The sequence below is a fragment of the Pseudomonas sp. OTU5201 genome (assembly GCF_038440135.1).
Lineage (GTDB): Bacteria > Pseudomonadota > Gammaproteobacteria > Pseudomonadales > Pseudomonadaceae > Metapseudomonas > Metapseudomonas resinovorans.
In genome coordinates this window covers 1-12,614 of sequence record NZ_JASATC010000045.1, presented here as the reverse complement: position 1 = coordinate 12,614, position 12,614 = coordinate 1, and the positions used below count along the sequence as shown (strand labels likewise).

The 12,614-nt window shown below is 64.3% G+C and carries 11 protein-coding genes; 5 read left to right on the top strand and 6 right to left on the bottom strand.

What is annotated here, in order from left to right:
- Positions 1 to 114 precede the first annotated feature (114 nt).
- Positions 115 to 1,011 carry a D-alanyl-D-alanine endopeptidase gene (pbpG, locus tag AAHM40_RS22610; RefSeq protein ID WP_342246671.1) on the top strand — a complete coding sequence of 299 codons (897 nt, stop codon included), beginning with the start codon at positions 115 to 117 and terminating at the stop codon, positions 1,009 to 1,011.
- Between the two features lie 71 nt (positions 1,012 to 1,082).
- Here pbpG and AAHM40_RS22605 read toward each other — a convergent pair whose 3' ends face one another.
- From AAHM40_RS22605 to AAHM40_RS22590, 4 genes are all read right to left on the bottom strand, one after another.
- Positions 1,083 to 2,348, bottom strand: a complete 1,266-nt coding sequence (locus AAHM40_RS22605) for an MFS transporter (RefSeq protein ID WP_342246670.1) — start codon at positions 2,346 to 2,348, stop codon at positions 1,083 to 1,085.
- Between the two features lie 43 nt (positions 2,349 to 2,391).
- Positions 2,392 to 3,465 carry a sugar phosphate isomerase/epimerase family protein gene (locus AAHM40_RS22600; protein WP_342246669.1) on the bottom strand — a complete coding sequence of 358 codons (1,074 nt, stop codon included), beginning with the start codon at positions 3,463 to 3,465 and terminating at the stop codon, positions 2,392 to 2,394.
- Positions 3,466 to 3,582: 117 nt separating this feature from the next.
- Positions 3,583 to 5,079 (bottom strand): MocR-like pyridoxine biosynthesis transcription factor PdxR, encoded by a 1,497-nt coding sequence (gene pdxR / locus AAHM40_RS22595; protein WP_342246668.1) that lies wholly within the window; start codon positions 5,077 to 5,079, stop codon positions 3,583 to 3,585.
- An 82-nt stretch (positions 5,080 to 5,161) separates the two neighbouring features.
- Positions 5,162 to 6,088 (bottom strand): LysR family transcriptional regulator, encoded by a 927-nt coding sequence (locus AAHM40_RS22590; protein WP_342246667.1) that lies wholly within the window; start codon positions 6,086 to 6,088, stop codon positions 5,162 to 5,164.
- A gap of 119 nt (positions 6,089 to 6,207) precedes the next feature.
- Here AAHM40_RS22590 and lysA point away from each other — a divergent pair, with 119 nt between their 5' ends.
- From lysA to AAHM40_RS22575, 3 genes are all read left to right on the top strand, one after another.
- Positions 6,208 to 7,446: a diaminopimelate decarboxylase gene (gene lysA / locus AAHM40_RS22585; protein ID WP_342246666.1), complete on the top strand. Its 1,239-nt coding sequence runs from the start codon at positions 6,208 to 6,210 to the stop codon at positions 7,444 to 7,446.
- Between the two features lie 157 nt (positions 7,447 to 7,603).
- Positions 7,604 to 8,710, top strand: a complete 1,107-nt coding sequence (gene zapE / locus AAHM40_RS22580) for a cell division protein ZapE (protein ID WP_342246665.1) — start codon at positions 7,604 to 7,606, stop codon at positions 8,708 to 8,710.
- A 92-nt stretch (positions 8,711 to 8,802) separates the two neighbouring features.
- A complete protein-coding gene (locus tag AAHM40_RS22575) occupies positions 8,803 to 10,533 on the top strand; it encodes an AMP-binding protein (RefSeq protein ID WP_342246664.1) in 1,731 nt (576 codons plus the stop codon).
- Here AAHM40_RS22575 and AAHM40_RS22570 read toward each other — a convergent pair.
- A complete protein-coding gene (locus AAHM40_RS22570; protein WP_342246663.1) occupies positions 10,511 to 11,101 on the bottom strand; it encodes a Crp/Fnr family transcriptional regulator in 591 nt (196 codons plus the stop codon). The genes AAHM40_RS22575 and AAHM40_RS22570 overlap by 23 nt on opposite strands.
- A gap of 164 nt (positions 11,102 to 11,265) precedes the next feature.
- On the opposite strand from AAHM40_RS22570, the gene AAHM40_RS22565 reads away from it, so the two are divergent.
- A complete protein-coding gene (locus AAHM40_RS22565; RefSeq protein WP_342246701.1) occupies positions 11,266 to 11,685 on the top strand; it encodes a hypothetical protein in 420 nt (139 codons plus the stop codon).
- Positions 11,686 to 11,739: 54 nt separating this feature from the next.
- On the opposite strand, the gene AAHM40_RS22560 is transcribed toward AAHM40_RS22565, so the two are convergent.
- On the bottom strand, positions 11,740 to 12,459 hold the full coding sequence (locus AAHM40_RS22560) for an EthD domain-containing protein (protein ID WP_342246662.1): 720 nt from the start codon (positions 12,457 to 12,459) through the stop codon (positions 11,740 to 11,742).
- Positions 12,460 to 12,614 lie beyond the last annotated feature (155 nt).

Below are 12,614 nucleotides of genomic sequence, written 5' to 3'. Positions count from 1 at the left end.
GCCCCGTCGACGGAAGGCACTGAGTGCTTTTGCTCCTTCATTCCTATACTTGCCCGGTATCGGTCCTACATTTCATTTCATTTTTTCTTCATTACTTACGTTACTGGACGCATCGTGAAAATTCGCAGTTCCATCGCCAAACTGTTCGTCCTGGGTTCCTGCCTGTTCGTTTTTGCAGGTTCGCCAGCCCAAGCCCAGGAACAGTCCTTGCCGGCACGTGACCCGGCCAAGCTGCAACTGTCGTCACGCAGTGCTGCACTGGTGGACCTCAACAGCGGCAAGGTGCTCTATGCACGCAATCCGACCCGCGTGATGCCCATCGCGTCGGTGACCAAGTTGATGGTTGCGGTGGTGGTGCTGGAGTCCAAGCAACCGCTGGACGAAGTGCTGACCGTCACCATTCGCGACAACCGCGAAATGCGCGGGGTCTATTCGCGGGTGCGCCTGGGCAGCCAACTGAGCCGCCGCGAATTGCTGCACATCGCCCTGATGTCTTCGGAAAACCGCGCCACCTCGACCCTGGCCCACCACTACCCGGGTGGTTACCGTGCCTTCATTGCCGCGATGAATGCCAAGGCGCACGCGCTGGGAATGAAGAGCACGCGCTATGTCGAGCCCACCGGCCTGTCGCCGATGAACGTATCCACTGCCAACGACCTGGTGGTGCTGTTGAAGGAAACCCGCAAGTTCCCGCTGATGACCCAGCTCAGCACCACCGAGAGCAAGACCGTCACCTTCATCAAACCGCGTTACAGCCTGGGGTTCCGTAATACCAACGGCCTGGTGCGCAAGCCGAACTGGAGCATCCAACTGACCAAGACCGGCTTCACCAATGACGCCGGCCATTGCCTGGTGATGCTGACCCGCATGAATCAGCGCCCGGTGGCCATGGTGCTTCTGGATGCCTACGGCAGGTACACCCATATGGCCGACGCGACGCGCATGCGCCGCTGGCTGGAAACCGGCACCAGCGGCAAGGTGCCGTCGGGGGCTTTGGCCCATAGCCGCTAGCGCACCCTGCGCAAACGAAGAAGCCAGCCCCTGGGGCTGGCTTCTTCGTTTCGGGCCGGGGTGGAACGGCTTCAAGCCTCGGCCGCCATTCCCTCCGACAAGGTATCGCCGCGCTTGCGCACTGCGCGGTGCAGCAGGCTGGAGACCATGAAGCCGATTACCGCCAGCACGCTCATCAGCCCGAACACGTAGGTGTAACCCTGTTCCCCCGGGTAGTGGTCGAGGATGGCGCCGTAGATGACGTACGCGAACATGCCCGGTGCGTAGCCGATCAGGCAGCCGATACCGAAGGCAGAGCCGGTGATGCGCGAGGGAATGCCTACCTCGCTCATGGGTGCCCAGAACACGCCGCGCATGGTGAAGACGATCAGCGCGAACGACAGCGTGGCCGCCATCCCGGCGTAGATGAAGCTTTCCCCTGTGGGAATCGTGAGGATCACTGCCATGACCGGCAGCAGCGCCAGGAATGCCCACTTCAGGTAGCGGCTCGGGCTCTGGAAGCCCTTGTCCGCCATGAAGCCACCGGCCGGACCGCCGAGCACCTTGAGGAAGTACTGGTTGATGATCCCGTAGGCACCGACCAGCGCGACCGGCAAGTGGTACATGTCCTTCAGGTAGGGGATGAAGTAGGTCAGGCCGCAATAGACGATGTAGACCATGAACACGTTGAGGCTGACCAGCCAGATGCCCGGTACTCGTACCGCTTCCAGCAGGCCGGCCAGACCAATGGTTTCAGTCCTGGCAGGGCCTTGCTTGCTTTCCTTGAGCAGGAACCAGGTGAGCAGGCCTGCGCCGATATCGATCACCGAATAGAACACAATGGCCGATTTCAGGCCGGCTTCGCCCGAGCCCATGGCGACGAACACGCCCAGTGCGGAGAAGGCCACCAGGGTATCGACCACACCACGGCCACCTTCCAGGAAACCGAACATCCGTCCCTGCTCGGTGTCGTCGCCCAGGTTGCGAACGGCCTTGAGCAATGCGGGCCAGTAAATGCAGTCGGCGCAGATGGCGAACAGGCTGAACACGATCAGCAACTGGCTGTAGCCGGGGAAGGTTGCCAGGTAAAGGCCCAGCGCGCCGGTGCCGATCAGGCCCAGGGGAATCAGTTTGCGGGTGTCGAAGCGGTCCGCCAGGAAGCCGCCGACCACGAACAGGGCGGTGGCGATGATGGCGTTCGCGCTGAGCAGGGTACCGATCTCGGTGTGGCTCAGGCCCATGTGTTCCTGCATGGGCACGTAAAAGGCGTCTTTCAGGTTGGCGAGCTTGTAGATGGTCCCGCCGCCGAGGACGAGGATCAGGAATCTGAGCCACTTGGCCTTAGCCTGTGCTGTCATTTTTGTTCTCCACAGTATCAAGGGGTGAATTGCTGGCGGCGGGTCAGGCGCAGGATTGGCCGGCCTCGGTCAGCGTGAGTTCGGCCAGCACGCGCAACTCGGTGAGCAGCCCGCGGACATACCGGATCTGGTTGTTCGCCCAACGGTGCTCGTCGGCCATCATGCGGTCGGCCGTGTAGCCGGGCGGAAGGGCGGTTTCGCTCATCTCCCGGTAGGGAATGAAGGGGTCTTCCACCTCGTCCGATTGACGGAACGACGGGGCGATGTAGTGGTTTTCCTGCTCCAGGATGAAGGCGATCACCTGGGGCGCGTGTTCGCCGAGCATCAGCAGTTCGAACAGCATCCGTGCGCCGGGCAGGTCATCTTCGCGGCTGCCGTGGAGGACGCCGTAATGGCCGAAGCCGTTCTGTTCGGGGACGATGCGCACGCCTTTGAGGTGTACCTGGCGGATGTACGGGGAAAGTGTCTGAAGCGCCGGCAGCGGTTGCTCGCAGGCGTTGATCATGTTGCCGAAGTCGAACAGTGCATTCAGGCGCGGGTTGCCGGCTTGGCGCAGCAGTTGCGCAATCTCGCCGCTCTTGAGCTCCTCGTGCTGTTCGAAGTCGAAGTGCAGGTCGTGCTGGTCGGCCAACTGGCCGATGTACTGGAGGTCTGCCTCGATCAGTGCCATGACCCGCGAGAGGTGACCCTCGTAGCGCGAGTAGACGCGGATGTTGCGGGTGCCTATCGCCTGGGCGACGGCCACCACCTGGTCGACGTCTTCGCGGCGCGTGCTGCTGATCTCCAGGTGCACGTCCAGTCCCAGGGCGCGCGCCTTGTCGGCGAAGACGCGGAGCTGGGCCGGGCTCATCTGCGACAGGCTGTTCTCTTCACCGTCCAGCAGGTGCAGGGAGAGGCCCTGCAGTTCATGGCGGTAGGCGAAGTCCAGCAGGTCCTCGGGCTTGAGCCGGCCGTGGGTGAGGTTGGTCAGAAGCGGGTAGCCGTGGGCGAACAGGCGGAGGCTTTCGAGGCGTGCCAGCAGACGGGTGGCGAGCTTGGGCGTCAGGGCCGGAGGCGGGGCTTCACTGCTGGCGTTCTGGCGCAGCAGCGCGGTAAAGCGTGCTTGGATAGCGTTCATTCTTGTCATTCCTGAAAAAGGTGCCGGGTTGGCCGGCGCTGCCTTTATCTCTCCGGAATGGCGCTATCGATATAGCCATTATTCTTTAATTGTTATGACCACTTTGGGTGGGCGCCGCTACAGGCGGCAGCCGAGATTCGCCAGGGCCCTTGCCAGGGCCTCGACTTTCTCGGCGGCCTGTTCCTCGGGGGTGCCGGCAAAGCCGATCAGCAATCCCGGGGGCAGGTAACGCTTGATGCAGTAGTCGCCCAGGCCATAGGTGTAGATCTGCTGCCCGGCCAGCCCTTGTGCGACGGCGTTGTCGTCCTCGGCCTCGTCGAGCCAGCCGATCAGGTGCAGGCCCGCTTCCACGGGGTTGACCCGCATGAAGCCGCCCAGGCGGCGCTGCAACTGTTCCAGCAGGCGTGCCTGGCGGCCCTGGTAGAGCGCGCGCATGCGGCGGATGTGACCGAGGAAGTGTCCCTCGACGATGAAATCTGCGGTGGTTGCCTGGTGCAGGGTGGAGGGGCTGCGGTCCATCACCGCGCGGATGGCACAGAAGGGCTCCACCAGGGCCTCCGGCAGGATCACGTAGCCCAGGCGCAGCGAGGGGTAAAGCACCTTGCTGAAGGTGCCGACGTAGATGACCTTCTGCCATTGATCCATGGCGAACAGCGCCGGCAGCGGACGACCGACATAGCGGAATTCGCTGTCGCAGTCGTCCTCCACTATCCAGCCATGGCCACGGCCGGCCCACTCGATCAGTTCCAGGCGCCGGGCATAGCTCATGGTGGTGCCGAGCGGATGCTGGCGCGAAGGTGTGGTGAACGCGAGGCGGGCGTCCGGACAGTCGCGCAGGCCTTGCTGCACGTCCAGGCCCTGATCGTCGATGCGCAGCGGAACCAGCCGGCAGCCCTGGGCCTGGAAGGCGATGCGGGCGGCGATGTGGCCGGGGTCTTCCATCCACACGCCGTCCTGCGGGTCGAGCAGCAGCATGCCGAGCAGGTTGAAGGCCTGCTGGGCGCCGGAGACGATCACCACCTGGTCCAGGCTGCACTCGATGCCGCGGGCGTCGAAGACGTATTCGACGATGGCTTCGCGCAGGCGCTGCAAGCCCTTGAGTTCGCCATAGCCGAGCAGCGCCTTGGTCGGCTGGCGCAGGTGGCGGTTCATCAGGCGCTTCCACACCGGCAGCGGGAAGGCGTCGTAGGCCGGGTGGCTGGGCAGGAAGGAGGTCGGGCACTCGGGCGCCCAGGTGGCATAGGACACCCCGCCGAAATGTTCGCTGCGCAGGGAATGCACGGACTGACTCAGGCTCGACAGGCGCGGCGGCTTGCGCGGGCCATCGGCAGCGGCATCACGGCGTTCCCATTCGTCGCCGACATAGGTGCCGGCGCCGGTGCGCGGTGCCAGGAAACCTTCGGCGGTCAGTTGGTCGAACGCGTTGAGGATCGTGATCCGCGACAGCTCCAGCTCCTTGCACAGCGTGCGGGTAGAGGGCAGTCGTGTGCCGCCCGGTAGCCGGCCGCTGAGGATCTGCTTGCGCACTTGCAGGTAGAGCTGGCGGTAGAGGGGTACGGCGCTGGTGCGGTCCAGTTCGATACAGGTGAGCAGCATGCCGCCGGGGGATTTCATTCTGTGCCTGCCTCGTCGTGTCGAACTCGGTGCGGGTTTCTATTGTGCGTCAGCCTGGCCAGGGTAAGTGGCACGGCATCGTTCAGTCCGTGCGCTGCAGCCGTGCTTCCAGCGTCCTGATCAGGCTTTGCGCCTGCTCGCGGAGTATCTCAGTGGCGGTATCCACCAGCACGGAGGAGGGCCGGTACTCCGGGCGGATCAGCTGCACACGGAAGGGAATTGACGTGCGCAAGCGCCGCATCTGCAGGCCCCGGCCCGCTTCGTCCAGGGCACTCAGCGGGTTGACGATGGCCAGCCCCAGGCCCTGGCGGACCATGGCGCAGACCGAGGCGGCGGTGCTGGTTTCCACCACCATCCGGCGTTCCACCCCGGCGGCGAGGAAGTGGGCGTCCAGGCTCTGCCGATAGATGTCCAGGCCGGCCAGACTGATGAAGGGTCGCCCATGGAAGTCCGCCAACTCCAGCTCGGGTCGCGTCAGCAGTTCGTGGCCTTCCGGCAGTACGCAGACCATATCCGCAGCGAACAGCGTCGAACCTCGGGTTCCGCGCGGCAGGATGTCGGTTTCCGAAAGCCCAAGATCATGACGCTGGCCACTGAGGGACTCTTCCAGTAACGGCGACTCCTGAGCGCTTATGGCCAGGCGCACGCCGGGATGGCGTTCGAGGAAGGCCTGGCAGAAACCGGGCAGCAGGGTCTGGGCGAACACCGGCAGGCCAGTGATGGCCAGTTGGCCCTGGTCGAATCGACGGATGGCCTGGGCGGCACCGACGATGCGTTCCAGCCCGGCGTAGGAGCGTTGCACTTCATCGAACAGCGCCAGGCCCTGTGCGGTGGGCGCCAGGCGGCCGCCCTCACGGTCGAACAGGCGGAAGCCCAGCAAGTGCTCGAAACGCGCCAGTTCGCGGCTCACCGTGGGCTGCGAGGTGAACAGCAGGCGCGCGGCGCCGGTTACGCTGCCGGCGGTCATTACCGCGCGGAAGACTTCGATATGGCGGATGGAAAGGTCCATGGGGCGCTCGGAAACAGGTGACTGTACATATCAATAATGAATGGTGTGTGCACAAATTGGTATTTTATTGAATCGATCGGCCTCGCCATCATGGCGCCATTCCTTCCCTGGAGGTCGCCATGCGCCCGAATATTCCCGCCGCCACCCTCGCCAACCTTGCCCGTGAACACGGCACCCCGCTGTGGTGCTATGACGCTGCGGTGATCCGTGAGCGCATCGCCCAGCTCAAGGGTTTTGATGTGATCCGTTTTGCCCAGAAGGCCTGTTCCAACCTGAGCATCCTGCGCCTGATGCGCGAGGAAGGCGTGCAGGTGGACGCGGTGTCTCTCGGCGAAATCGAGCGTGCGCTGCTGGCCGGCTATTCGCCCAAGGGCGAGCCGGCCGGCGTGGTGTTGACCTGCGACCTGCTTGACCGCCCGACCCTGGCCCGCGCCGTGGAACTGGGCATCGAGGTCAACGTCGGCTCCATCGACATGCTCACCCAGCTTGGTCAGGCAAGCCCTGGCCACCGTGTCTGGCTGCGCATCAACCCCGGCTTCGGCCATGGCCACAGCCAGAAGACCAATACCGGCGGCGAGAACAGCAAGCACGGCATCTGGCACAGCCAACTGGATGCGGCGATGGCGGTGATCCGCGACTACGGCCTGGTGCTGGTGGGCCTGCACATGCACATCGGTTCGGGCGTGGATTACAGCCACCTGGAAGAAGTCTGCGGTGCGATGGTCGGCGCGGTGCGTGACCTGGGCTGCGACCTGGAAGCCATCTCCGCCGGCGGCGGCCTTTCCATTCCCTACCGCGATGGCGACCCGGTGGTGGATATCCCGCGCTATGCCGAACTTTGGAACCAGGCTCGTCGCGAGATCGAAGGCATCGTCAAGCATCCGGTGCGCCTGGAACTGGAGCCGGGCCGCTTCTTGGTGGCCGAGTCCGGCTGCCTGCTGAGCGAAGTACGTGCCACCAAGGATGTCGGCAACAACCACTTCATCCTGGTGGACGCCGGCTTCAACGACCTGATGCGCCCGTCCATGTACGGCAGCTTCCACGCCATGACCCTGCTGGACAATGCCGGCAATCTGGTCAACGCCCCCAGCCGCCCGACTGTGGTCGCCGGCCCACTGTGCGAGTCCGGTGACGTCTTCACCCAGCACGACGGCGGTCTGGTGGCTCCGCGAGAGCTGCCGGCTGCGCAAGTCGGCGATTTGTTGCTGATCCACGACACCGGTGCCTACGGTGCGTCCATGTCGTCCAACTACAACAGCCGTCCGCTGCTGCCGGAGGTACTGATGGATGGCGACGAGGCTCGCCTGATCCGCCGTCGCCAGGCCCTGGCCGACTTGCTGGCGCTGGAGCAGTTCTGAGTGCTCTGCTCCCCTCTCCCACCGGGAGAGGGGCCGGGGGTGAGGGTTGTTTTCGCCACGCGGAAGTATCCGAGGCCGGATGCGTTGGGCTTCGCTGCGCTTTGCGCCAACCGACAAACCTTCCCCATGGCGCCTGCAACCTCCACAATGCTGCGCCATGACTTTCGACTCCCCCCTTGCCGCCTACCGCCATGCCCTGGAGCAAGGCGGTTTCCAGCCGGATGCCGCCCAGCGCCATGCCGTCGACTGCCTGCAGGCCTGCCATGAGGCGTTGCATCGCGCCGGTGAAGTGACCGGCGTCTACCTCTGGGGGCCGGTCGGGCGCGGCAAGACCTGGCTGATGGACCGCTTCCATCAGAGCCTCAAGGTTCCGGCGCGGCGCCAGCACTTCCATCACTTCATGCGCTGGGTTCACCAACGCCTGTTCCAGCTCACCGGCACACCGGACCCGCTGCAGGCTTTGGCGCGTGAGCTGGGGCAGGATGTACGGGTGCTGTGTTTCGATGAGTTGTTCGTCAATGACATCGGCGACGCCATGCTGCTAGGCCGCCTGATGCGGGCGATGTTCGAGGAAGGCGTGGCCATGGTTGCCACCTCCAACCAGCCGCCGCAGCAGCTCTATGCCGACGGCTTCAACCGCGAGCGCTTCCTTCCAGCCATCGAGGCGATCGAGCGGCATATGCAGGTCGTAGCGGTGGATGGCGATCAGGACCATCGGTTGCACCCCGGTGCGGCTCATCAACGCTACTGGGTGGCCGAGCCTGGTCGACCCGGCGCCCTGGCTGAGGTGTTCGAACGGCTGGCGGCGGGCCAGGGCAGTTCTCGCGCTGCCGTGGAGCTGGGCCATCGTCCGGTGCCGGTCGTGCGCCGATGTGCGACGGCGGTCTGGTTCCGCTACGAAGACCTGTGCCAACAGCCACTCGCCGCGCTGGATTTCATCGCACTGTGCGACCGCTTCCAGGCGATTCTCCTGGGAGAAGTGCCCAACCTCAGCGCTGCCCGTCGCGAAGGGCGCATCGCGCGTGGCACCGAAGATGGTGCTGAGCGAGTGGCCGCTGGCGATCGGGAGCTGCCGCAGCTGTCCGTACATGACGATGGTGTGCGCCGCTTCATTGCCCTTGTGGACGAGTGCTACGACCGTCGTGTGCCGCTTTACGTGGAGGCCGCCGTGGCCATGGACCGCCTCTACACCGACGGCTATCTGGAGTTCCCCTTCCGTCGCACCTTGAGCCGGCTGCGAGAGATGCAACTGGAACGCTTCTAAGCGGCGTCCACCTTCTTAACATTTGTTAATGCCACCGCTGCATCGGTCCCCAACAATCGGCGCACAACAACGCGCAGGTCCAGGAGGCCGCCATGCTTAGCCAAGCTCCCACCACTGTCTACGAACTGTTGCAGGCCTCGGCGTCGTGCCACCCGGAGCGGACGGCCCTGACCTTTATCCACAGCCTGGGAGCGGAGATCGGTGAGCAGAACCTGAGCTACGCGGCGTTCTTCGCCCAGCTCAACCGCAGCGCGCGGCTGTTGCTGGAGCTGGCAGGAACCCGCAAACCGGTGATCACCCTGTTGCTGCCGAACATTGCGCAGAGTCAGTGCCTGCTCTGGGCGGCGACCAGTATCGGCATCGCCAACCCGATCAATCCGTTGTTGAACGAAGACGCTCTGGTCAGCTTGATGGAAAAGGCTGGCACCGATCTGGTGGTGGCCCTCGGCCCGGTAGCGGGTTCCGACCTGTGGCAGAAAGCCCTGGGCGCCTCCCTGCGTTTACCGAACAGGCCGAAGTGCGTATCGGTGCTGACGCAAGGCGGCGAGTTCTTCTATGACGGTTTGCTCGAGGGTTACAGCGACGCTGCGCTGGAGCCTGCTCTTTTGCCTCGGCCAGAGGATAGTGCTGCCTACTTCCACACCGGCGGCACCACAGGCCTGCCCAAGCTGGCCCGGCAGACCCATGCCAACCAGGTGGCGGCCGCCTGTGCCTATCGCGCTTGCATGGAAGCCGGCCCGGAGGACGTGGCATTGAATGGCCTGCCAATCTTCCATGTGGCCGGCGCCCTGGTGAACAGCCTGGGCGGACTGGTCAGCGGGCTGCGCATGCTGCTGCCGACTCTGGGTGGTTTCCGCAATCCAGAGGTGATCCGCCAGCACTGGCGGCTGGTGGAGCACTACGGCATCACCCTGAGCGGCGGCATACCCACCTCGGTTGCGGCCATGCTCGAAGTGCCCATCGACGGACGCAGCATCGGCAGCCTGCGTTTCATGCTCTCCGGCGGCGCGCCCGTGCCAGCGGTCCTGTGCGAGAAGGTGAAGGCGGTAACCGGGCTGGAGCTGTACCAGGCCTATGGCATGACCGAATGCACCGGGGTGATCGCCTTGCCCAACCTGGCCAGCCCGGCGATTCCCGGGAGTGCCGGGCATGTAGCGCGGCCCATCGAGGTGAAAATCGACGGTGGGGAAATCTGCGTTCGCGGGCCCACGGTATTCGCCGGCTACCTGGGGCAGGACATTCCAGCCCTGGAGGGCGGCTGGCTGCGCAGTGGCGACCTCGGGCATCTGGACGAGCAGGGCAACCTGTTCATTACTGGGCGTGCCAAGGACCTGATCATCCGCAGTGGCCACAACATCGACCCGGCGCTGATCGAAAGTTGCCTGGAAAGCCACCCGGCGGTGTCCTTGGCTGCCGCCGTGGGCATGCCGGACGAGTATGCAGGCGAGTTGCCGGTGGTGTACGTGCAACTGCGCCAGGGGCAGACGGCAAGCAGCGATGAGTTGCAGCAGTTCGCGTTCGACCATATCGACGAACGCCCGGCCTGCCCGAAGCGGGTGTTCCAGGTGGAAGCCCTGCCGGTGACCGTGGTGGGCAAGATCTTCAAGCAGCGTCTGCGGGAAATGGCGGCGACCTGTGTCTATCGCGAGCGGGTCGCCAGTCGCTGCCCGACGCTGGGCTGCGAGGTCGTGCAAGGTGCTGATGGCGGTCTGTGGATAACGCTGACGGATGTCCCGGCCGAGCAGCACGACTTCTGTGCGGAGCGTGCCGAGGCCCTGGGTTTGCGGGTACGGGAGATGGTCAGCGGTCCTGCCGGCGCTTGACCCGCGAGAACGATACCGGGTCCATCCCCAGATAGCTGGCCAACTGGTACTGCGGCACCCGATCCAGCAGCCAGGCTTCGTGCTCCATCAGCCACTGGTAGCGCTGTTCGCTGTTGCTTGTCAGCAGCAGCGCCTCGCGGTCCTCGTTACGCAACATGATCTGGCGAGTCACCAGATCCTGCATCTGCTGCAGTTGGGGGAAGCGCTCGCCCTGCTGACTGAGAATCGCCAGCGGCAGGCTGGCCAGCCGGCACCGTTCCACCGCGGCGATGCTGTAGGTGCAGGGCTGCTGCTTGAGGTGGGCGCTGAGGGAACCGATCAGTTGGCCTTCGCGGAAGAAGGTCTTGTTCCACTGCCGACCTTCGGGGGACAGGTAGTAGTAGCGGGCTACGCCGGAAAGGATCGCGTAGAAGTGGGTGGGACGTTCGCCTGCGCGGATGATCAGCTGGTCGCGGTCGTAGTCGCGCAGCTTGAGCGCCTGCATCAGGCAATCCTGTAGCGCCGGGTCGGTCATGCCGTGGACACGGAAGATGTCTTGCAACTGGACCAGGGTATCGGCGGGGATCATGAGGCTCGGCCTGTGGGCGATGGTTTTATCTAAGCACAGGCGCGCACGTTGCCCCCAATCGAGAATTGCCCGCCGCTCTACCGTGCCTGACACTAGACTCCTTTTCAGCCCCAACCAAGAAGGATCACCTCGTGTCCCCAAGCCAACAAGACAGCTGGGCCCAGATCTGCCTCGCCGCCGGCCTTGATCCGGAAAAGCGCCTGGCCGCCCGTCAGGCCGTACTCGACCATGCCGATGCCCTGGACTGCACCCTCTATCGCCCCGATGAGAATGACCTGGACGCCGAAGAGGAAGACCTCGGTGATGCGCGTGTTCTGTTTACCGGGCCTTTCCAGGCCCCGGCCGAATGGAACGAGCAGGATCACGAAGACTACTTCGGCGACATCGACCCCTCGTCCTTCGTCACGGCGCTGATCGAGTGCCAGGCCGATCCGGCGACCCGCGATTTCTTCCTCGCGGATGCCGGCGATTTCGTCGCGGTAGTCACCGCCACCGGCGATGTGCAGATGTTCTACCTCTACGACTGCAGCGAAGACGATGACGGCCTGCACTGTGTGCTGGTGCGGGAAGATGAGGAAGCCTGATTCCTCCGGAGGACTTAACCCCCGGCGGGAGATACGGCACGGTTCGTGCCCGGCTCAACCCGCCGTTGCCGTCTTCAGCACGTACTGACTGGTGGGGAGCACATCGATCTTGTCGAAATCGATGAAGCGGTTGCAGCTCTCCATCATGGCCGCAAGGTTCTTCTGGAACTTCTCCTCGTCACCCACTGCGTCGAAGAACGCCATGGGATCGGTCATCGCAGCCGGCGGGAAAGCTTCTTCCACAATGGCGTCCAACGGCGCGGCGCCGTGGGTCAGGGCTCGTACCACCAGGTTCTGCACGTAGAGGAAGTTGTCCTGGGTATCGATGGCTACCTGGGTGTGGTAGTTGCGCCAGGTATCCAGCCAAGCGTCCCGGGTCAGGCGCGGTGGGCAGCTGAGGAAGGCGATCTGCGAAAAACCGTGGGTGCGCTGGCCAGGGTGGGCGGGGAAACGCGTATTGCGGATCGCCACCGACTCGCATACCAGGTAGGCCGCCAGGCGGCTGCTGGTCGCTGCCAGGACTTCATCCAGGGGCCGACGGCTCTGAGCGTTGGCGCTGTCGACCCAGATCGACACGACCGCATCCGCCAACGGCCGGTTGTTTTCCTGTCGCAGTCCGGCGGCGGGGGCGACATCGGCGTCGGCCAGGTTCACCTGCAGGCCACGGCCGCCCAAGGTGAAGAGTTGCTCAGCAACGCCACCCCGCAGGCGCTGGGAAAAGGCGTCGAGGCTGTCCGACGGATTACGCCACAGGGTGTAGATGATCTTTTCCACGGCAAGGTCCCTCAATAGGCAGTGAGTTCGGCCGGGTTTCGGCCGGGCTGACAGAACATGCAACGCGCGCCGGGGCGCCGCATCGTCTGGCCGGACTAGCAGAAAAGAAAGAGGCCAGGCGGAATCTGTAGGGGCGAATTCATCGCCAGAAAAAC

What these genes read in the sequence shown, in the direction of transcription:
- AAHM40_RS22605 (WP_342246670.1), bottom strand. Translation starts at nt 2,348, where the DNA reads ATGACAGCACAGGCTAAGGCCAAGTGGCTCAGATTCCTGATCCTCGTC.
- AAHM40_RS22600 (WP_342246669.1), bottom strand. Translation starts at nt 3,465, where the DNA reads ATGAACGCTATCCAAGCACGCTTTACCGCGCTGCTGCGCCAGAACGCC.
- pdxR (WP_342246668.1), bottom strand. Translation starts at nt 5,079, where the DNA reads ATGAAATCCCCCGGCGGCATGCTGCTCACCTGTATCGAACTGGACCGC.
- AAHM40_RS22590 (WP_342246667.1), bottom strand. Translation starts at nt 6,088, where the DNA reads ATGGACCTTTCCATCCGCCATATCGAAGTCTTCCGCGCGGTAATGACC.
- lysA (WP_342246666.1), top strand. Translation starts at nt 6,208, where the DNA reads ATGCGCCCGAATATTCCCGCCGCCACCCTCGCCAACCTTGCCCGTGAA.
- zapE (WP_342246665.1), top strand. Translation starts at nt 7,604, where the DNA reads ATGACTTTCGACTCCCCCCTTGCCGCCTACCGCCATGCCCTGGAGCAA.
- AAHM40_RS22575 (WP_342246664.1), top strand. Translation starts at nt 8,803, where the DNA reads ATGCTTAGCCAAGCTCCCACCACTGTCTACGAACTGTTGCAGGCCTCG.
- AAHM40_RS22570 (WP_342246663.1), bottom strand. Translation starts at nt 11,101, where the DNA reads ATGATCCCCGCCGATACCCTGGTCCAGTTGCAAGACATCTTCCGTGTC.